Here is a 19607-nt window from a genome sequence, read left to right on the forward strand (position 1 = left end):
GCTCAGTCCCCATCCAGCGACGAGAAGCCGGCGGTCAGGCCGAATTCGGCGGTCAGCCTGGTGCCGATCAAGGTCGACAGGCTGGAGGTGATCAGGGCGAAATGCTCGAGTTTTTCACGCAGCGCCGGATCGGCGAGCGCCTTGTCGATCGGGCCCTGGACGGCCTTGGCGGTCGCCACGCCGTTGACCAGTTGGATGTGGATCGATTCCGCCATCCAATGCGCATCCGGCGGCAGCGCGTCGCCAAGTTTCGACAGCTGGAACAGCGCATCGACGCCGGCCAGATTTCCAGCCAGCGCATTGGCGGTGTTTTGCGAACGCCAGTAGATCGCCTGTTTTGGCTTGTCGGCATCGGGTCTAGCGCCCAAAAAACCCTTCAGGCGCACATCGCGGACCATTTCCAGCTCGTTGATGAAGACGCCGACCAGTTCGGTGACCGCCTCGTTGCCATCGCGATAGAGCGCATTTTGCGGCCCCGGATTGGCCCAGAGTGCGGCGAAACCGTCCGGTTTGCTCCAGGCCGCGCTGACGTCGGCGGCGATGATTTCGATGTTGCCGGCAACGGCCGCACCATAGGCGCAGCGATAGGGTTCGTCCTTGCCCGTCAAGACATCGGCGCCGTCGCCGTAAAGCACGAATTCCAGCGCGCCGAGCCCCTGCATGGCAACGCTCTTGCCGGCGAGCTGGACAGGGTCGGTGGCGGCTGGATCCTCGTCCGACAACGCCGCCTGAACCTGTTTCAGACCGATGCTCTTGCGGTCCGGCCAGAACAGCATGCGCTCCAGCCTGTTGTTCTCCTTGATCGGCCCAAAACCGATGATCTCGGCCGATGACCAGGCATGGATGGTGGCCGAAAATTCGGCCCGCGCCGCATCAAGCTCCCCTTGCGACGGCGCCTCGCAGAGCTTGTGCATCGCTTTCACGAGGGCTTCCGTATGCTGGTGCAGGTCCTCATAGGCCGGTCGGACAAAGCCGTCGATCGCACGCTGGATGACGTCAGAGGCTTTCACCGCGGCCGATGCGGGCAAGGCCCCCAGCAGGGCCAATGGGAGAACGAGGACCAGCGCGAAACGCTTCGGCATCAAAGTGACTCCAGGAATTTGACCAATGCATCGCGCTCGGTGGCGCCGGTGGCGGCAAAGCGGTCGCGCGCCTTCTGCGCCTCGCCACCATGCCACAGGATAGCCTCGACCAAAGAGCGCGCACGGCCATCGTGCAGATAGAAGGAATTGCCGTTGACCGTTTCGGTGAGGCCGATGCCCCATAGCGGCGGGGTGCGCCACTCATTGCCGGTCGCCTCGCCCACGGCCTGCCCATCGGCAAGATCCGGCCCCATGTCGTGCAGCAGGAAATCGGAATAAGGCCAGATCAACTGGAACGCCTGCGCCTTGTCAGGCGCATCGCGACGGGTGACGAATTTCGGCGTGTGACAGGCGACGCAGCCGATTTCGTAAAAGAGCTTCTTGCCGGCGAGCACATCAGGCGAAGCGAGGCCGCGCCGCGCCGGCACAGCCAGGTTCTGTGAATAGAAGGTGACGAGATCCATTACCGGCGCCGGCGCCTCGGCCGGGCCGAGGCGCGCCTGCACGCCGTTGGGCATTGCGAGGCATTTTTCCTGCGCGGCGGTGCAATCACCCCAGTGTTTCGGCTCTTCCGGCGTCGAGATGCCGATATCGCCGGCAAAGGCATCCGCGGCCTGCTGGCGGATCGACGCCGCCTGCGCCTTCCAGCCGAAACGGCCAAGCATCAGCTCGCCGTTTAGGTCATCACGCACCATGTTCGGCTTGCCGGAGATGCCATCGCCGTCCCTGTCGTCCGGGTCGGCATGGGCCACAATGTCGGCCGGCGCAATCTGTTCGATCAGGCCAAGGCCAATCATCGGCGGCGTCAGGCGCGGCGACAGCGTGGTGCGCGGATCGAGCGGCCCATAGGCAAAATCGTCGACCGCGTAGGTGGGTTTGCGCAGGGAAATGACGGTGCCGTCCGTCAGTTCCACCTTACGTTCCTTATAGTCGACTCGCATCCTGCCTTCACCCTTGAGGCCAGGGACGGCCAGTTCCTGCAACTGCGTGCCATAGACCGGGTCCGGGAGATTGAGCAGCCTGTGGTCGGCGAGCGCCGCCTTCTCTTCCGCGCTGCTTGCGTCACGCGCCAGCCGCAGGAACATCGAGGTGGTGCCGGCATCGCCTTGCGGCGGTCGGCCGCGGCCATCCTTCAGATGGCAGTTCTGGCAGGCGCGTTCGTTGAACAGGGGCCCAAGCCCATCCGAGGCCTGCGTCGAGGATGGCGACGACACCCAGTTCTTGCGGAAAAGCGCGTTGCCGAGCTTGAAGGTGCCTTCTTCCTCGAAGCTGATGTTGGCTGAGGATTGCGAGAAGGAATCACGGCTGACGTCCTTCCGCGAGGTGCCGGCGCCACCTTGCATCAGTTCGAAAGGCTCGGGTTTGGAGAAATCCGTGGTCGGCCTGCTGACGGCGGTGACGCGCGCCTGATCCTTAGCATTGAGATCGGTGCGCGTGGTGGCGAGGCCGGCCGGTTGAAGGTCGCCGGCGATCGCGGAGGGTGTCAGCGCCAGCACCAGAATAAGGCCACGCCGACCAGCCGGTATCGCTGGCGTTTTCCGAAGGCGCAGCGGACCCTTGGCCCGCCGCAAGCGGCGCAGGACGTCTAAGAGGCGCCGCATTCCCGCATATCCTTAGTCCGCCTCGTCCGCCGATGCGGCGTTGAGCTGGCCGTACTTCTCCTCGCCGATCGAGGCAAGGAGGTCGAGCTGCGTCTCGAGGAAGTCGATGTGGCCTTCCTCGTCGGTCAGCAGTTCCTCGAACAGTTTCATCGATACGTAGTCGCCCGCTTCATCGCAGATTTCGCGCGAGCGCTTGTAGGCAGTGCGCGCGTCATATTCACCGGCAAGATCGGATTCGAGCACTTCCTTGACGTTCTGGCCGATGCGCAGCGGCGCCACGGACTGCAGGTTGGGATGGCCTTCAAGGAAGATGATGCGGGCCACGAGCTTGTCGGCGTGGTGCATCTCCTCGATCGATTCCGCACGCTCCTTCTTGGCCAGCTTGGCGTATCCCCAATCCTCGAGCAGACGGAAATGCACCCAATATTGGTTGACGGCGCCGAGTTCCAGAAAAAGAGCCTCGTTAAGCCGCTCGATGACCTGTGGTTCGCCTTTCATGGGTTCTGCTCCCGTATTGAACGCGCAGGCCTCTGACGCGATCCAGATGTGAAACGATGTCTACGCCGCTCGCCTGCGAGCGGGCGTGGTAGTTCTCGGTGACCCGAATGATCGTTTCGACCACATTTGGGAAGCAGCCGCAACACCGACCCCGTTTGTGCATGGCGTGATAGACTTTTGCCGGCACGATGAGTTGCCAGGGATCCTGATCCAGCAGGCCGATGATCGTCTGCTCGATCTCCTTCTCGGTGATGATGTTGCAATGGCAGATCAGCATTTCGTCGCTCTGGCTGACGGCGCCGGTGCGGCGCCGTTTGGCTTGGGGTAGGCCTACTTGAACACCTTGTCGGGTGCGTCGAGGCTGTCGGAACCTTCGAAGGCAATGGCGTTCAACTTCAACGAACCGACCGCGCGCTCGATCGACTTGGTCTGGTCGATCAACGCGTCGATCGCCGCCTGAACGGTGGCATTGCCCGCCGTATTGCCTTCGGCGATCTGCTGGTCATAGGCCTCGCCGGCCTCGGCGCGCGCCTTGATCGCCTCCATCCTGGCGACGGTGACATCGAGTTTATCAGTCAATTCCTTGTCGATCGCCGGATCGGCGACCTTGACCATATCGGACACCGAGGGACCTGAAACGACGGTGCCATCAAGCCTGGTATAGCTGGCATGGTAAGCGGCGCGGATGCCGACTGCATCATAGAGATGTGAGTTGTAGGTGTTGTCGGAGAAGCAATCTTGCTCCTCTTCCGGGTCATGCAGCAGCAGGCCGAGCTTCATGCGTTCACCCGCCAGTTCGCCGTAGGAGAGCGAGCCCATGCCCGTGAAGATGACCGAGATGGCGGTGTTCGGCTCGCCATCGAGCAGGTTCTTGCGCGCGGCGCCGTCTTCCTTCCAGTCGTCGACCATCTTCTGCAGATCGGAGACCAGGAGGCCTGTCGCCGACTTCAGGTACTCTGCGCGGCGGTCGCAATTGCCGCCGGTGCAGTTCTTGAGATCATAGTCGGTGTAGGGACGCTCGCCGGCGCCCGGGCCGGTGGCGTGCAGGTCCTGACCCCAGAGCAGGAATTCGATCGCGTGATAGCCGGTGGCGACATTGGCTTCGACGCCGCCAGCCTGTTGCAGCGTGCCGGACAGGAATTCCGGCGAAAGCTTCGACGCATCGACCTTCTTGCCGTTGATCTCGATCTCCTTGTTGGCGATCACATTGGCGGTATAGAGAGAATTCGCATCGGACTCGGTGCCGTAGCTCTTGGCGACATAGTCGATCAGGCCTTCGTCCAGTGGCCAGGAATTCACCTCACCTTCCCAGTCATCGACAATCTTGTTGCCGAAGCGGTAGACCTCGGTCTGCTGGTAGGGCACGCGCGCCGCCTTCCAGGCGTCGCGGGCAGCATGGAGCGTTTCCGCCGACGGGTTGGCAAGCAGTGCGTCAACCGCCTTGTCGAGCGCCTGCGCCGTAGTCAGCGAGTCCTCATATTTGGCAAGCCCGATATCCGCGTAAGTCTTGATGATCGCCTTCGCGTCGGTTTCCGCCCTGGCAGGCAGCACGAATACCGCTGCCGTCAGCAGCGCCGTGGCGCCGATCGCCGCCAACCTGCCGCCATATCGTGCTGTCATTATCGCTCTCCAGTTCCTCGGAAATTTTCTAAGCGGCGCGCGCGCCAACCCACGCCAGGCCACATTCATGCCATTGGGCGCAAGACATGCCGCGTGATCACGCGGCTCAGGGAAGAAAGACACCAAAATGCCTCCAATCGAACGGGTTCAAGGCCCAGACATCAAAGGGATGCGCCAATGCGCGAGCTTCCTTAAAGCTTCGAGTCCTATGAAAGTCAATGGGAATTGCTGGAAAACCCAATCGAAACAATAGTTTAGAATTATTCTAAACTGCAACAGTCAACTTTATGCGCCCGTTGCGCCGGCATTGCACCGAACTGTACGATTGACAGTCGCCGTCCCGGGTGCGACCCGCAAACCCTCTCTTGCGGCGGCGCCAGACAATTGCCACTTGGCAAGACGCCCTAGGATCGAGCGGGATCGGAATGCGATGAAGAACGGCGTAGTCATTGTCGGTGCGGGTCACGCGGGCGTGCAGGCGGCCGCCAGTCTGCGCGAGGATGGCTATGACGGGCCGGTGATCCTGGTCGGCGACGAGAACGAACTGCCCTACCACAAGCCGCCGCTGTCGAAGACCTTCATCAAGGATGCCGGAGCCAAGCCTCAACCGCTTCGGGGCGAGACGTTCTACACCGGCAGCGCCATTGACTACCGGCCGGGGATGCGGATCGAGCGCATCGATGCCGGCCGCCATAGTCTCGACATTGCCGGCGGCGGCGTACTTGCCTTCGACCATCTGATCCTGGCGACCGGATCGCGCCCGCGCGCCCTGCCGCTGCCCGGCGCGGATCTGTCCGGTGTGGTGTCGCTGCGCTCGCTGGCCGATGCGCGGCTGATCCGGGAGTTGAGCGCGCGGAGCGAAGACGTCCTTATCCTCGGCGGCGGCTTCATCGGGCTGGAGATCGCCGCGACGCTGCGGGCGGCCGGCCGCACCGTGACGGTCGTCGAAGCCGTCGACCGGCTGCTCGGCCGCGCCGTGGCGCCGATGGTGGCGAGCCATGTCCGGCAAAGGCTGGAAGCGACAGGCGTGCGCATCCTCACCGGAACCTCGATTTCAAGGCTCGAAGGCGAAAACGGCCATGTCACGGCCGCGATCACCTCGTCAGGCGAAAGGCTGCCGGCGCGCATGGTCGTGGTCGGCATCGGCGCCGTGCCGAATGTCGAACTGGCACAAGCCGCGGGCCTTGCTGTCGCCAACGGCATCCGCGTCGATCACCAGATGCGCAGCTCGGCGCCGGAGATTCTGGCCATCGGCGATGCCGCCTCCTACCGGCACTGGTTCACCGGCGGTGAGGTGCGGCTGGAATCGGTGCAGAACGCCACCGACCAGGCGCGGCTTGCCGCCCGGACAATTACCGGTCACACCGACGCCTACTCGGCGGTGCCATGGTTCTGGTCCGACATCGGGGACATGAAGCTGCAGATGGTCGGCCTGACCGCCGGCGGCGACAGCCATGTCGTGCTGGGCGACCTGCCCGACAACAAATTCTCGATCTACCACTATGCCGGCGACCGGCTGCTCGGCATCGAATCCGTCAACCGCCCCGGCGACCACATGCTTGGCCGCAAGATGCTCGGCGTCGGTTTTTCGCCGACACCGCAAATGGTGGCCACGGGCCCGGACGGGCTGAAGGTGGCGTTGGCGGCATTCCAGCAGGACGAGCCTGCCCGAGTTGCGGGCTGAAGAGCCCCCGGGACCTTGGCAAAAAGGCTCGATGGACTTATTATATATTGATAATATCGGATAAAATGGGAGGCGTTTTCCAATGCCCGCGAGCTACAGCATCGGACCTCGCTACGAAACATTCGTGCGCGAATTGGTTGAAAGCGGCCGCTATGCCAGCGCCAGCGAAGTGGTGCGTGACAGCCTGCGCCTGTTGGAGGAACGCGAAGAACAGCGACAGGCGAAACTTGCCGCACTGCGTGAGGACATCCGTAAGGGTGTAGAAAGCGGACCAGGCATTCCGGCCGACAGCGTTTTTGACCGGCTGGAGAAAAAATACGGCGGTGGAAGTCGCAAATAATGACCCTCAGTTTTGCGCCTGCAGCAGTGCAGGACATCGAGGAGATCGGCGATTACATCCATGCTGAAAATCCGGCCGCCGCTAACCGTTTTATAACGGCGCTTCGGGGACGATGTGGCCGCATAGCGGATGCGCCACGAGGCGGCGCACCTCGTTCCGAGCTTTGGCCTGGTCTGCGCTCCGTCGCGTTTCAAAAATACGTGATCTTCTACATGGCCCAGGAAAACGACGTGCGCGTCGAGCGTATTTTGCACGGCGCGCGCGACATTGAGGGCATTTTCGACGAAGAGAAGATGCCCAGGGGCATGTGAGTCGGAACGCTCGTCCTTGCCGATCAGGCGGCGCAGACTTCGCGGATCGAGCTTTCCAGAATATCGAGCGCTTCGTTCATGACCTCGTCCTGGATGGTGATCGGCGCCAGGAAGCGGATGACGTTGCCGTAGACGCCGCAGGTCAAGAGGATCAGGCCCTTGTCGAGCGCCTTCAGGCGGATCGCGTTGGCGATCTCGGCCGACGGCAGGCCCTTCTTGGCGTCGTTGAACTCCACCGCGTTCATGAAGCCCAAACCCCTGATGTCGACAATCTCGGGCACGTCGTCACGGATCGACTGCAGACGCTGCTTCAGCCTCGCACCCAGCGTGTTGGCGCGGTCGCAGAGCTTTTCGTCCTCGATGACGTCAAGCACGGCATGTGCCGCGGCGACGCCGATCGGGCTGCCGCCATAGGTGCCGCCGAGGCCGCCGGGGCTGGGCGCATCCATGATCTCGGCGCGGCCGGTTACCGCCGACAGCGGGAAGCCGCCGGCGAGGCTCTTGGCCATGGTGGTGATGTCGGCCGCCACCTCATGGTGGTCCATGGCGAACATCTTGCCGGTGCGGGCAAAGCCGGTCTGCACTTCGTCGGCGATGAGCAGCATGCCGTGCTGGTCGCAGAGCTTGCGCAGCGCCGTCAGGAGTTCACGCGGCGCGTCGTAGAAGCCGCCCTCGCCCTGAACCGGCTCGATGATGATCGCGGCGACGCGGGCCGGATCGACATCCGCCTTGAACAGCTTGTCGAGCGCGGCCAGCGAATCGGCGACCGAGACACCATGCAGTTGCACGGGGAACGGCACGTGGTAGACGTCGCCCGGCATGGCTCCGAAGCCAACCTTGTAGGGCACGACCTTGCCGGTCAGCGCCATGCCCATGAAGGTGCGGCCGTGGAAGCCGCCGCCAAAGGCGATGACGGCCTGACGGCCGGTGGCGTTGCGAGCGATCTTGATGGCATTCTCCACCGCCTCGGCGCCGGTGGTGACGAAGATGGTCTTCTTCTCGAACTTGCCGGGCAGCATGGCGTTCAGCCGTTCGGCCAGCCGCACATAGCTTTCATAAGGCACGACCTGGTGGCAGGTGTGGGTGAAGCGGTCGAGTTGCGCCTTGACTGCCTCGATCACCCTGGGATGGCGGTGGCCGGTATTGACGACGGCGATGCCCGAGGAGAAGTCGATATAGCGGCGGCCCTCGACATCCCAGATTTCCGAATTTTCAGCCCGATCGGCGTAGATCTGCGTGGTCATGCCGACGCCGCGCGAGATCGACTGGTTCTTGCGTTCGGAAATGGCGGAGTTCTTCATGATATCCCCTACCGGGCCGGCGCCCGTTCTGTTTGATGTCGTTGAATTCCCCTTCTGGCCTTATTTCAGATTTTCCTCAAGTCGGCACCGTCACCGGGTCGATTGGGCCTGACTTAACCAGTCCGGCGATACACCGGTTTCCTTTTCTTCGGGATCGATTATCCTCCTGATATCCGGGAAAGGATCGCGATCAGCGACCGGCGCGCGACCGAGGGAACCATGAGCAGGAACGCGACATCGTCCATCTCGCCGCGATCCGCCAAAACTCCCAGCCCTTTGTCTTGTCCAGCCGCTTCGATTCTCGCCTGCACGGCCCTGGTGCTGCTCGCCGGTTGCCAGAAGCAGGAGGCGGCGGAAAAAAAGCTGCCGGTCATGGTGCGCACCGAGACGGTGGCGATGGCCGATTATGCGCCGAGAACTTCGCTGACCGGGGTGATCGCGGCGCGTACGTTGAACAATCTTTCGTTCCGGGTTGGCGGACGCGTCGCGGAGCGGCTTGTCGATGTCGGCCAGCATGTCGATCAGGGGACAGTGCTTGCCCGCATCGATCCGCAGGAGCAGGAATCCGATCTGCGTTCGGCGCAGGCCGATCTCGATGCCGCGCAGGCGCAATTGACACAGGCCGCGGCCACTTTCGAGCGGCAAAAGACGCTGCTTGCCCAGGGCTTCACCACCAGGCGCGACTATGACGTGGCCGACCAGACGCTGAAGGTGGCGCAAGGCAGCGTCGATGCCGCGCGGAGCGCGCTTACCAATGCCCAGCAGAACCTATCCTTCACCGAACTCAAGGCCGGTGCGGCCGGCGTGATCACCGCCCGGCAGGTCGAAACCGGCCAGGTGGTGCAGGCGGCGCAGACCGTCTTCACCGTCGCCGAGGATGGCGACCGCGACGCGGTGTTCAATGTGCAGGAGACGCTGGTCGCCAGGACGCCGGCCTCTCCGGCGGTGACGATCACGCTGTTGTCCGACCCGCAGGTCAGGGCAACAGGCAAGGTGCGCGAAATCTCGCCGGCGGTCGACCCGGCTTCAGGCTCGATAAGGGTCAAGGTCGCCATTCCCGACACGCCCGCCGGCATGCCGCTCGGGGCAGCCGTGATCGGCTCGGTCGGCGCCAAGCCGGCGAAGGCGATCCTGTTGCCTTGGCAGGCCCTGACATCCAGTGCCGGCAAGCCGGCGGTCTGGATCGTCGATCCCGCGTCCAAGGCAGTCGCGACGACGCCGGTGGAGGTGCTGGCGTTCGATTCGGGTACCGTCGTCATCGCCAAGGGACTGAACGAAGGCCAGAGCGTCGTTACGTCAGGCGGGCAATTGCTCAGCCCCGGCCAGACGGTCGAGATATCGGGAGCGGCGCAATGAAGCGGCTGCTACCCGTCCTGCTTGGCCTTGCCGCGCTTGCCGCCTGTTCGAAATCGGACGAGAAGCCGCCGGAGATCGTCCGGCCGGTGCTGTCGGTGGTGGTCGAGCCGCGCACCACGCAAACCTTCGGTTTCGCCGGCTCGGTCGAACCGCAGGTCAGCGCCGATCTTGCCTTCCGCCTGCTCGGTCGCGTCGTCTCGCGCGACGTCAAGGTCGGCGACATCGTCAGCAAGGGCACGACGATTGCGGCACTCGACCCAACCGCGCTGGAGTTGGCCGTCCAGGCGGCCAAGGCCGAACTCTCCAATGCCGAGGCGCAATTCGCCAATGCCGCCGCCAGCGAGGAGCGCCAGCGCCAGTTGCTCACGTCCGCCAATACGTCGCAATCGGTCTTCGATGCCGCGCAGCAGGCACGCAAAGCCGCGGAAGCCAGTGTCGAGCGGGCAAAGGCTTCGCTGGCCAAATCCCAGGAGCAACTCGGCTATGCCAGGCTGTTCTCGGATTTCGATGGCGTCGTCACCGCCGTCGGTGCCGAGGTCGGCCAGACGGTCTCACCCGGGCAGACGGTCGTCACCGTGGCGCGCTCGGACCCGCGCGAGGCAGTCGTCGACATTCCCGACCAGTTGACCGGCGATCTAACGGCCGGCATGCCGTTCCATGTCATCCTGCAGTCGCTGCCGACAATTCAGACCGAGGCCAAGCTGCGCGAGATCGCGCCCCAGGCCGAGGGCTCGACCCGAACGCGCCGGGTCAAGCTGACGCTGACCGATCCGCCGCAGGCCTTCAGGCTCGGCTCGACGGTAACGGCGATCCGCATGACCAAGGTCGTACCAAGGATCGAGCTGCCCATCTCGGCTTTGCTCGACAAGAATGGTTCCGAAAAAGTGTGGATCGTCGACCCGCAGACCTCCAGCGTGAGCATGCGCGATATCAAGGTCGCGTCGAAGGCCGGCGGCACCTTCACGGTGGCCGAAGGGCTCGAGGCCGGGATGCGCGTCGTCACGGCGGGCGTCCACAACCTGAGCGAGGGCCAGAAGGTCAAAGTGCCCGAGGGAGGGGCCTCATGAAAGGCTTCAACCTCTCCGATTGGGCGCTCAACCACCGCTCGCTGGTCTGGTATTTCATGCTGGTCTTCGTGGTGGCTGGCGTGTTTTCCTATCTCAATCTCGGCCGCGAGGAAGATCCGGCCTTCACCATCAAGACCATGATCATCCAGGCCAACTGGCCGGGCGCATCGGTCAATGAAACGGTGCGGCAGGTGACCGACCGCATCGAGAAGAAGCTTGAGGAACTCGACAGCCTCGACTACACCAAATCAGTCACCACAGCCGGCCAGACTGTCATCTTCGTCAACCTGAAGGACACCACCAAGGCGCGCGACGTCGTGCCGAACTGGCTTCAGGTGCGCAACATGGTCAACGACATCAAGGCGCAATTTCCGCAAGGCGTGCAGGGCCCGTTCTTCAACGACCGCTTCGGCGATGTCTACGGCAACATCTATGCCTTCACCGCAGACGGGCTGACACAACGTCAATTGCGCGACTATGTGGAGGATATCAGGACAAAAATCCTGACCGTGCCCAATGCCGGCAAGGTCGATCTGGTCGGCGCGCAGGACGAGGCCATCTATCTCGAATTCTCGACGCGCCAGATAGCGGCGCTTGGCCTCAACCAGCAGCAAATCGTCGCCAGCCTGCAGGCGCAGAATGCGATCACGCCGTCCGGCGTGATCCAGTCCGGGCCGGAGCGCATCAGCGTGCGCGTCGGCGGCCAATTCATTTCCGAGGAGAGCCTGCGCGCCATCAATCTGCGCGTCAACGATCGGTTCTTCCGGCTGAGCGACGTGGCGACGATCACCCGCGGTTACGTCGACCCGCCGACGGCCTTGTTCCGCTTCAACGGCCAAAACGCGATCGGGCTTGCCATCGGCATGAAGCCCAATGCCAATCTGCTCAAATTCGGCGAGGCACTGCACGAGGAGATGAACAAGGTGCTGGCCGACTTGCCGGTCGGCGTCGGCGTGCATCTGGTCGCCGACCAGCCTGTCATCGTCGAGGAGGCGGTCTCGGGTTTCACGCGTGCGCTGTTCGAGGCGGTGGCCATCGTGCTCGCGGTGTCGTTCATCAGCCTCGGCATGCGCGCCGGCTTCGTCGTGGCGCTGTCGATCCCGCTGGTGCTGGCCATCACCTTCACGGTCATGGAGTATCTGGGGATATCGCTGCAGCGCATTTCACTGGGCGCGCTGATCATCGCGCTCGGACTGCTGGTCGACGATGCGATGATCGCGGTCGAAATGATGGTGGCGCGGCTGGAGGTTGGTGACAATCTGCGCAAGGCGGCGACCTATGTCTACACCTCGACCGCCTTCCCGATGCTGACCGGCACGCTGGTGACGGTCGCAGGCTTCATCCCGATCGGGCTCAACTCGAGTGCTGCCGGCGAATACACCTTCACGCTGTTCGTCGTCATCGCCGTATCGCTGCTGGTGTCATGGATCGTGGCGGTGCTGTTCGCGCCGCTGCTCGGCGTCACCATCCTGCCGGCGACAATGAAGACCAAGCATCACGACCGGCCGGGCCGCTTCACGTCGCTGTTCCGGCGCGTGCTTGTCGGCTCGGTGCGCCGGCATTGGCTGACGATCATCGTGACCGTGCTTCTGTTCGCTGCCTCGATCGCCGGCTTCGGCCTGGTGCAACAGCAGTTCTTCCCGCCTTCCGACCGGCCGGAGCTGATCGCCGACTGGAACCTGCCACAGAACTCCTCGATTGCCGAAACACGCGACCAGATGGAGCGCTTCGAACAGCGGGCGCTGGTCGGCAATCCCGACATCGACCATTTTTCCTCCTATATCGGTCAGGGCGCGGTGCGCTTCGTGCTGGCCTATGACGTGCAGCCGGCCAATCCCTATTTCGGCCAGACGGTGATTGTCACCAAGAGCATTGAGGCGCGCAACCGGGTGAAGCCGGCGCTGGAGAAGCTGCTGCGCGCGGAGTTTGTCGGCACCGACGCCTTCGTCAAGCCGCTTGAGCTCGGACCACCGGTTGGACGGCCTGTACAGTACCGCGTCGGCGGCCCTGACATCCAGACGGTTCGAGAACTGGCGCAGCAATTCGCCGGCGTGATCTCAGCCAATCCGAAGCTCGCAGCACCGACCTTCGACTGGAACGAACCGCAGCGTGTGCTGAGGGTCGACGTACTGCAGGACAAGGCGCGCCAGCTCGGCATCACCTCGTCCGACATCGCCAGCACGCTGAACAGCACGGTGGGCGGCGCGACTATCACACAGGTGCGTGACGCGACATACCTCATCAACGTCGTGGCACGTTCGCGCGAAGCCGAGCGCGGCTCGATCGAGACGCTGCAGAACATCCAGCTGCCGACCGGCAATGGCGAGGCGATCCCCCTCGCCGCGGTCGCCAATTTTCGCTACGATCTGGAGCAGCCCACCGTCTGGCGGCGCGACCGCATCCCGACTATCACGGTGCGCGCCGGCTTGGTTGGCGACGTACTGCCGGCGACCGTCGTCAACGAGTTGAAGCCGTCGGTCGACGCCTTCATCGCCAAGCTGCCGCCTGGCTATTCGGTCGAGACCGCCGGCTCGGTCGAGGAAAGCGCCAAGAGCCAGGGACCCATCGCGGCCGTGGTGCCGCTGATGCTGTTCGTCATGGCGACCATCCTGATGGTGCAGTTGCAGAGCTTCCAGCGCCTGTTCCTGGTGGTGGCGGTGGCGCCGCTGGGCCTGATTGGCGTTGTGGCGGCCCTGGTGCCAAGCGGCGCGCCGCTCGGCTTCGTCGCCATCCTCGGCGTGCTGGCGCTGATCGGCATCCTGATCCGCAACTCGGTCATCCTGATCGTCCAGATCGAGGACCTTGTCGCCGGGGGCAGGGATCGCTGGGCCGCGGTCATCGAAGCGACAGAGCACCGCATGCGGCCGATCGCGCTGACCGCCGCCGCGGCCAGCCTGGCCCTGATCCCGATCGCCCGCGAAGTGTTCTGGGGGCCGATGGCCTACGCGATGATGGGCGGCATCATTGCGGGTACCGCAATCACGCTGCTGTTCCTGCCGGCGCTTTATGTGACGTGGTTCAGGATCAAGGAGCCGAAAGACGCGGCGGAAGGCGAAGCGCAGCAGGATGAGGTCCTGCCGGAGAGCGGAGCGGCCTGAGGCGGGAAATACACTTTGCGTCGGACAACTATCGTCAAACTTGATCGGAGGCGGTTCTCACAAACCCGTCGCTCGCCCTGAGCAGGTTGCGCGTATAATCCTTCGTCACGCGGCGCTCGACGAGGTCGTTCGCCACCAGATTCTCCACCGCCTCGCCGCCCTGCATCACCATCAGCCGCTCGCACATGTGGGTGATGATGGCGAGGTCGTGGCTGACCATCAGGAAGGTCAGCTTGCGCCGCCGGCGGACTTCCTCCAGCAGGTTGAGCACTTCGGCCTGCACCGAGGCGTCGAGCGCCGAGGTCGGCTCGTCGAGCAGCAGGATCGAGGGCTCGAGGATGAGCGCGCGCGCGATCGCCACGCGCTGGCGCTGGCCGCCCGACAATTGGTGCGCATAACGGAAGCGAAAACCGTTGCCGAGGCCGACCTCGTCGAGTGCGCGTTCAATCCGCTTTTCGCCATCGGCAAAGCCGTGGATGGCAAGCGGCTCCTGCAGCAGGCGGTCGACGGTCTGGCGCGGATGCAGCGAGCCATACGGATCCTGAAAAACCATCTGCACTTCGCGGTAAAAAGCCTTGTCGCGGCGCGTGCCGAGCGTCTTGCCGTTGACGGTGATGCTGCCCGAGGCGACCGGCGCAAGGCCGGCTATGGCTCGCAGCAGTGTCGATTTGCCTGAGCCGGATTCACCGACCAGGCCGAAGGATTCACCCGGCTGCACATCGAGGCTGACGCCCTTCAACGCGCGGAAGCGGTCGAAGATCACCTCCAGCCTGTCGATGGCAATCGCGGAAGTCATGCCGCCCACTCCGGCTTGCGGTCGAGCACCGGCAGCGGGTGACGGTCGGCGCCGATCTTGGGCATGCAGTTGAGCAGGCCGCGCGTGTAGGGATGCTGCGCCTGGCTGAGTTCCGAAGCCTTGAGCTGCTCGACCACTTTGCCGGCATACATGACGATGACGCGGTCGCAGAAGGACGAGACCAGACGCAGATCGTGCGAGATGAAGATCAGCCCCATGCCGCGCTCTGCGACCAGCCTGTCGAGAATGCCGAGCACGTCGAGCTGCACCGTGACATCAAGCGCCGAGGTCGGCTCGTCGGCGATCATCATTTCCGGCCCGGCGATCAGCATCATGGCGATCATGGCACGCTGGCCCATGCCGCCGGATACTTCGTGCGGATGCAGGTCGAAGACACGTTTGGGATCGCGGATCTGCACCGCCTCCAGCATGGCCAGCGCGCGCTCGCGCGCCTCGGCCTTGCCGACCTTTTCATGGGTGCGCAAAGTCTCGACGATCTGGCGGCCGATGCTCATCACCGGGTCGAGCGAATATTTCGGATCCTGCAGGATCATGGCGATGCGGTTGCCGCGCAGCGCCCGGCGTTGGCGTGGCGAGACGCCGAGCAGGTCGATGCCGTCGAAGGTCAATTTGCTGGCTGATATCCGGGCCTGCGGCGGTGTCAGGCCCATGATGGCGCGGCCCGTCTGCGACTTGCCCGAGCCGGACTCGCCGACAATGCCGAGCCGTTCGCGGCCGAGCGAAAAGGAGACGCCGCGCACCGCCTCGATCATGCCGGTACGGGTCGGAAAGGTGACGCGCAGATCATCTACCTCAAGCAGTGTCCCCGTCTGGCCGCTCATTGGTCACCGCTCCGGGGATCGAGTGCGTCGCGCAGGCCGTCGCCAAGCAGGTTGAAGCCGAGGCTGACGATGAGGATGGCGAAGCCCGGCGCACCGGCCACCCACCATTGGTCGAGCACGAAGCGGCGCCCCGACGCGATCATCGTGCCCCATTCGGGCAGTGGCGGCTGCGCGCCAAGGCCGAGGAAGCCGAGGCCGGCGGCGGTCAGGATAATGCCGGCCATGTCGAGCGTGACGCGGATGATCAGCGAGGAGATGCAGAGCGGCATGATGTGGCGCAGCACGATACGGAAGGGCGAGGCGCCCATCAGTTGCACCGCCTTGATGTAATCCGAATTGCGCACGGTCAGCGTTTCCGCGCGGGCAATTCGGGCATAGGGCGGCCAGGAGGTGATGGCGATGGCGAGCACCGCGTTCTCGATGCCGGGACCGAGGGCGGCGACAAAGGCCAGCGCCAGGATCAGCTTGGGGAAAGCGAGGAAGATGTCGGTGATGCGCATCAGGATGGCATCGGTCCAGCCGCCGGCGTAGCCGGCGACGGTGCCGACCAGAAGACCGATGGGAGCCGCGATGATGGCGACCAGAATGACCACATAGAGGGTCCAACGCGAACCGTAGAGAATGCGCGAAAGGATGTCGCGGCCGAGGTCGTCGGTGCCGAACCAGTGTTGCGCACTCGGCGCCAGCAGCCGCGCGTTCTTCAAGTCACCGAAGGTCGGCGAATACGGCGCCAGCACACCGGCAAGGGCGGCGACGAGCAGCAGGGCGATGATGATCAGCAGACCGACAAAGGCCAGACGATTGGCGGAAAAGCGCCGCCACGCGACATAGGCGCGACCGAGCCTTGCCTGCATGCGCGATGCCGGCCGCTCCGACAGCAACCATGCGCGACGGGAGAAGGGGCGGGCGTCGGAGACGGTCATGACGATGCCCCTTGAAGCTGTCGACCCCCGCTCCGGTCTGCTTCGCAGACCACCTCTCCCCGGTTCGACGGGGGAAAGGAAAGGCGCCAAGCATGCGACCGCCTTTTCCTGTCCCCCTGGCAGGGGGAGAGGTGGCCCGAAGGGCCGGAGTGGGGGTGACTAGCCGCAGCCAAGCCCGAAATACCTCTACTCATCCTGTCTTGGTCCTCGGATCGAGCACACGGTAGAGCAGGTCGGACAGAAGGTTGATGCCGATGAACACCGAGCCGATGACGATGGTACCGCCGAGCACCGCGTTCATGTCGGCGTTCTGCAGCGAGTTGGTGATGTAGAGGCCGATGCCCGGCCAGGAGAAGACGGTCTCGGTGAGTACCGAGCCCTCGAGCAGCCCGGCATAGGACAGCGCGATCACGGTCACCATCGGCACAGCGGCATTGCGCAACGCGTGGCCCCAGATGATGCGCGTTTCCGACAGGCCCTTGGCGCGCGCCGCGACGACATATTCCTGGGCGAGCTCATTGAGCATGAACGAGCGCGTCATGCGGCTGATATAGGCGAGCGAGAAATAGCCGAGCAGCGAGGCCGGCAGGATGATGTGGCGGAAACCATCGTAAAAGACGTCCCACTGTCCCTGCATCGCGGAGTCGAGCAGGTAGAAACCGGTGATCGGCGTGAAAGTGTATTCGTAGACGATGTCGAGCCGTGCAGGGAAGGCCACCCACTGCAGCTTGGCGTAGAACAGCACCAAACCCAGCAGACCCAGCCAGAAGATGGGTACGGAATAGCCGATCAGGCCGATGATGCGCACGATCTGATCGATGAGACTGCCGCGTTTGACCGCGGCCAGCACCCCGAGCGGCACACCGAACAGCGCGCCGATCAGTGTCCCCAATGTCGCAAGTTCCGTCGTTGCGGGAAGAGCGCGGCGGATGTCGGTCATGACGGGGTTTGTGGTCAGCACCGAGATACCGAAATCGCCGCTCAGCGCGTGTTTCACATAGATATAGAACTGCTCGATCAACGGCAGGTCGAGGCCCATCTCGCGGCGCGTGCGCTCCACGACATTGGCGGGTGCCCGGTCGCCCAGAACGGCGAGCACCGGGTCGATCGGGATGACGCGGCCAATGAAGAAGGTGACCGCGAGAAGACCAAGATAGGTGGTCACCGCAATGACCAGGAAACGGCCGAGCGATGATGCAAGGGCGACGGCGCGGGCGCTGCCGCGCCCGCCCTCGTTTTCGATCGCGCTCATGCGGCGTGTCCGCGAACACTATTCCTTGGAAACCGGCCCGACGAAGTTGGTGTCGAAGCTCGGACCGAGCGCGAAGCCCTTGAGGTTCTTGCGCAGACCCGCGACTTCCAGCTGCTGGTGGATGATGACGAAGGGGCTGGTGTCGAGAATCTTTTTCTCAAGATCCTTGTACATATCGGCGCGCTTGCCCGAATCCTTCTCCAGGAGTGCCGCTTCCGTTTCCTTGGTCAGATCCGGAATGTCCCAGCTATTGCGCCAGGCGAGCGTGTGGGACTTGCCTGCATCCGAATTGTCCGGGTTCGAGGCAAAGGTCTGCGCGTTGGAGTTCGGATCGAAATAGTCCTGGCCCCAATTGCCGATATAAATGTCGTGGTTGCGGGCGCGGTATTTGGTCAGCGTCTGCTTGCCGTCACCCGGAATGATCTCCAGCTTGATGCCAGCCTGGCCGAGCGTCTGCTGGATCGATTCCGCCATGCCGGTGGTCGGCTGGCCGGTGCGTACATCCATCGTGACGCTGAAGCCGTCGGGCAGGCCTGCCTTGGCCAGCAGTTCCTTGGCCTTGGCGACGTCGAGCTTGAACGGGTTTTCGTCCAGTTCGCCGAGCACGCCCTTGGGCAGGAAGGTCTGGTGGATTTCGCCAATGCCCTTGAGGATGGTCGAGCTCAAGGCATCATAGTCGACAAGGTATTTGAAGGCCTGACGGACCTCGGGTTTGGCGAGGTTCGGGTTCTTCTGGTTGAGGCTGATGTAGTAGACGGTGCCTTTCGGCGCGCTGGTGGTGGTGAGGTCGGCGTTCTTGGCGATGGCGTCGAGGTCATTCGGCTCGAGATTGCGGGCAACGTCGATATCGCCGGCTTCAAGCGCCAGGCGCTGGGCCGAGCTTTCCTTCATGTTGCGGTAGATGACGCGGGCGAGCTTGGCCTTTTCGCCGTAATAATTGTCGTTGCGCTCCATGACGACCGCCTCGTTGGCACGCCATTCACGCAGCTTGTAGGCGCCCGAGCCGGCATAGCCTGTCTTCAGCCAGGCATTGCCGAAGTCATTATCCCATTTGTAGTCGGCGCTCGGCGTCACCGCCGCGACATGTTCCTTGACCAGCTTGGCGTCGACAACGGAGGCGACGGTGGCCGACAGGCAGTTCAGGACGAAACTTGGCGCGTAAGCCTTGTCGACGGTGAACTGGAAGGTGGTGTCGTCGACCGCCTTGGCCTTTTCGGTGACGTTGTCGCCGCTGATGCCGAACTGATCGATGATGAAGGCCGGGCTCTTGTCCAGCTTGACGGCACGCTCGAACGACCAGGCGACGTCGGCGGCGGTGATCGGGTTGCCGGAAGCGAATTTCAGGCCCGGCTTGAGCTTGAACGTATAGGTCAGGCCATCGTCGGAGACGGTCCAGCTTGCGGCGAGGTCGGGCTTGACCTTGGAGGTGTCGCTGAGGTCGAGGCGCACAAGAAGGTCATAGGTGTTGCCGGTGACTTCGGCGGTCGACAGCTCGAACGCCTCGCCCGGATCCATCGAGATGATGTCGTCGATGGCAAAACCTTCGACAAGCGTGTCGGCGGGCGTGACCGCGCCAGCCGGCGCGCCGGCCAGAAGCAGCGCCGACACTGCGGCGCCCGCAAGCAAGGTGCGGGATCGTAGAGCAAGCTTTTCCATCATCATGATGATTGTTCCCTGTTTTGTTGTTTGTTGACCTGAGTTCCCGGCTCAGGGTTGCGGTGTTCTTTCAAGGCTCGACGAGAGCCTCTGAGCCACCAACGTCGTGGTTTTTGTCCAGTTGGTCAATACCTTATCCGGCGGCACCCGGCCCGGCAACGAGGATTTGCGAGACAGCCC

The 19607-nt window shown here is 63.5% G+C and carries 17 protein-coding genes; 6 read left to right on the plus strand and 11 right to left on the minus strand.

The window, feature by feature from the left end:
- Nucleotides 1-2 precede the first annotated feature (2 nt).
- Genes FJ941_RS18220 through FJ941_RS18240 form a run of 5 tightly spaced genes read right to left on the minus strand, consistent with a single transcriptional unit; the run spans nucleotide 3 to nucleotide 4801 of the window.
- Nucleotides 3-1082, minus strand: coding sequence for an imelysin family protein (locus FJ941_RS18220; protein ID WP_140507677.1), 1080 nt, complete (start codon nucleotides 1080-1082; stop codon nucleotides 3-5).
- Nucleotides 1082-2683: a di-heme oxidoredictase family protein gene (locus tag FJ941_RS18225; protein ID WP_140507679.1), complete on the minus strand. Its 1602-nt coding sequence runs from the start codon at nucleotides 2681-2683 to the stop codon at nucleotides 1082-1084. The genes FJ941_RS18220 and FJ941_RS18225 overlap by 1 nt, the downstream gene beginning before the upstream one ends.
- A gap of 12 nt (nucleotides 2684-2695) precedes the next feature.
- Nucleotides 2696-3181, minus strand: a complete 486-nt coding sequence (gene bfr, locus FJ941_RS18230) for a bacterioferritin (protein WP_027142053.1) — start codon at nucleotides 3179-3181, stop codon at nucleotides 2696-2698.
- On the minus strand, nucleotides 3147-3458 hold the full coding sequence (locus tag FJ941_RS18235; protein ID WP_140507681.1) for a (2Fe-2S)-binding protein: 312 nt from the start codon (nucleotides 3456-3458) through the stop codon (nucleotides 3147-3149). Before FJ941_RS18235 ends, bfr begins: the two co-directional genes overlap by 35 nt.
- Nucleotides 3459-3511: 53 nt before the next feature.
- A complete protein-coding gene (locus FJ941_RS18240; protein ID WP_140507683.1) occupies nucleotides 3512-4801 on the minus strand; it encodes an imelysin family protein in 1290 nt (429 codons plus the stop codon).
- A 430-nt stretch (nucleotides 4802-5231) separates the two neighbouring features.
- On the opposite strand from FJ941_RS18240, the gene FJ941_RS18245 reads away from it, so the two are divergent.
- From FJ941_RS18245 to FJ941_RS18255, 3 genes are all read left to right on the plus strand, one after another.
- Complete coding sequence (locus FJ941_RS18245; protein WP_140507685.1) at nucleotides 5232-6485, plus strand: FAD-dependent oxidoreductase; 1254 nt, start codon at nucleotides 5232-5234, stop codon at nucleotides 6483-6485.
- Nucleotides 6486-6567: 82 nt separating this feature from the next.
- Nucleotides 6568-6825 carry a type II toxin-antitoxin system ParD family antitoxin gene (locus tag FJ941_RS18250; RefSeq protein ID WP_027142056.1) on the plus strand — a complete coding sequence of 86 codons (258 nt, stop codon included), beginning with the start codon at nucleotides 6568-6570 and terminating at the stop codon, nucleotides 6823-6825.
- Complete coding sequence (locus FJ941_RS18255; RefSeq protein ID WP_140507687.1) at nucleotides 6825-7136, plus strand: type II toxin-antitoxin system RelE/ParE family toxin; 312 nt, start codon at nucleotides 6825-6827, stop codon at nucleotides 7134-7136. The genes FJ941_RS18250 and FJ941_RS18255 overlap by 1 nt, the downstream gene beginning before the upstream one ends.
- Nucleotides 7137-7159: 23 nt before the next feature.
- Here FJ941_RS18255 and FJ941_RS18260 read toward each other — a convergent pair whose 3' ends face one another.
- Nucleotides 7160-8437, minus strand: coding sequence for a 4-aminobutyrate--2-oxoglutarate transaminase (locus tag FJ941_RS18260; RefSeq protein ID WP_140507689.1), 1278 nt, complete (start codon nucleotides 8435-8437; stop codon nucleotides 7160-7162).
- Nucleotides 8438-8656: 219 nt separating this feature from the next.
- On the opposite strand from FJ941_RS18260, the gene FJ941_RS18265 reads away from it, so the two are divergent.
- Genes FJ941_RS18265 through FJ941_RS18275 form a run of 3 tightly spaced genes read left to right on the plus strand, consistent with a single transcriptional unit; the run spans nucleotide 8657 to nucleotide 13958 of the window.
- Complete coding sequence (locus FJ941_RS18265; RefSeq protein WP_140507691.1) at nucleotides 8657-9793, plus strand: efflux RND transporter periplasmic adaptor subunit; 1137 nt, start codon at nucleotides 8657-8659, stop codon at nucleotides 9791-9793.
- Nucleotides 9790-10860 carry an efflux RND transporter periplasmic adaptor subunit gene (locus FJ941_RS18270; RefSeq protein WP_140507693.1) on the plus strand — a complete coding sequence of 357 codons (1071 nt, stop codon included), beginning with the start codon at nucleotides 9790-9792 and terminating at the stop codon, nucleotides 10858-10860. The genes FJ941_RS18265 and FJ941_RS18270 overlap by 4 nt, the downstream gene beginning before the upstream one ends.
- Nucleotides 10857-13958: an efflux RND transporter permease subunit gene (locus FJ941_RS18275; protein ID WP_140507695.1), complete on the plus strand. Its 3102-nt coding sequence runs from the start codon at nucleotides 10857-10859 to the stop codon at nucleotides 13956-13958. The genes FJ941_RS18270 and FJ941_RS18275 overlap by 4 nt, the downstream gene beginning before the upstream one ends.
- Nucleotides 13959-13992: 34 nt before the next feature.
- Here FJ941_RS18275 and FJ941_RS18280 read toward each other — a convergent pair whose 3' ends face one another.
- From FJ941_RS18280 to FJ941_RS18300, 5 genes are all read right to left on the minus strand, one after another.
- Entirely contained in the window at nucleotides 13993-14754 is a 762-nt protein-coding gene (locus FJ941_RS18280; protein ID WP_140507697.1) for an ABC transporter ATP-binding protein, read from the minus strand.
- Nucleotides 14751-15596, minus strand: coding sequence for an ABC transporter ATP-binding protein (locus FJ941_RS18285; RefSeq protein ID WP_140507699.1), 846 nt, complete (start codon nucleotides 15594-15596; stop codon nucleotides 14751-14753). Before FJ941_RS18285 ends, FJ941_RS18280 begins: the two co-directional genes overlap by 4 nt.
- Entirely contained in the window at nucleotides 15593-16519 is a 927-nt protein-coding gene (nikC, locus tag FJ941_RS18290; protein WP_140507701.1) for a nickel transporter permease, read from the minus strand. Before nikC ends, FJ941_RS18285 begins: the two co-directional genes overlap by 4 nt.
- A gap of 190 nt (nucleotides 16520-16709) precedes the next feature.
- Nucleotides 16710-17771, minus strand: coding sequence for an ABC transporter permease (locus FJ941_RS18295; RefSeq protein ID WP_140507702.1), 1062 nt, complete (start codon nucleotides 17769-17771; stop codon nucleotides 16710-16712).
- 18 nt (nucleotides 17772-17789) lie between these two features.
- Nucleotides 17790-19433, minus strand: a complete 1644-nt coding sequence (locus FJ941_RS18300; protein ID WP_140507704.1) for an ABC transporter substrate-binding protein — start codon at nucleotides 19431-19433, stop codon at nucleotides 17790-17792.
- Nucleotides 19434-19607 lie beyond the last annotated feature (174 nt).

The sequence above is a fragment of the Mesorhizobium sp. B2-3-13 genome, from assembly GCF_006442195.1.
Lineage (GTDB): Bacteria > Pseudomonadota > Alphaproteobacteria > Rhizobiales > Rhizobiaceae > Mesorhizobium > Mesorhizobium salmacidum.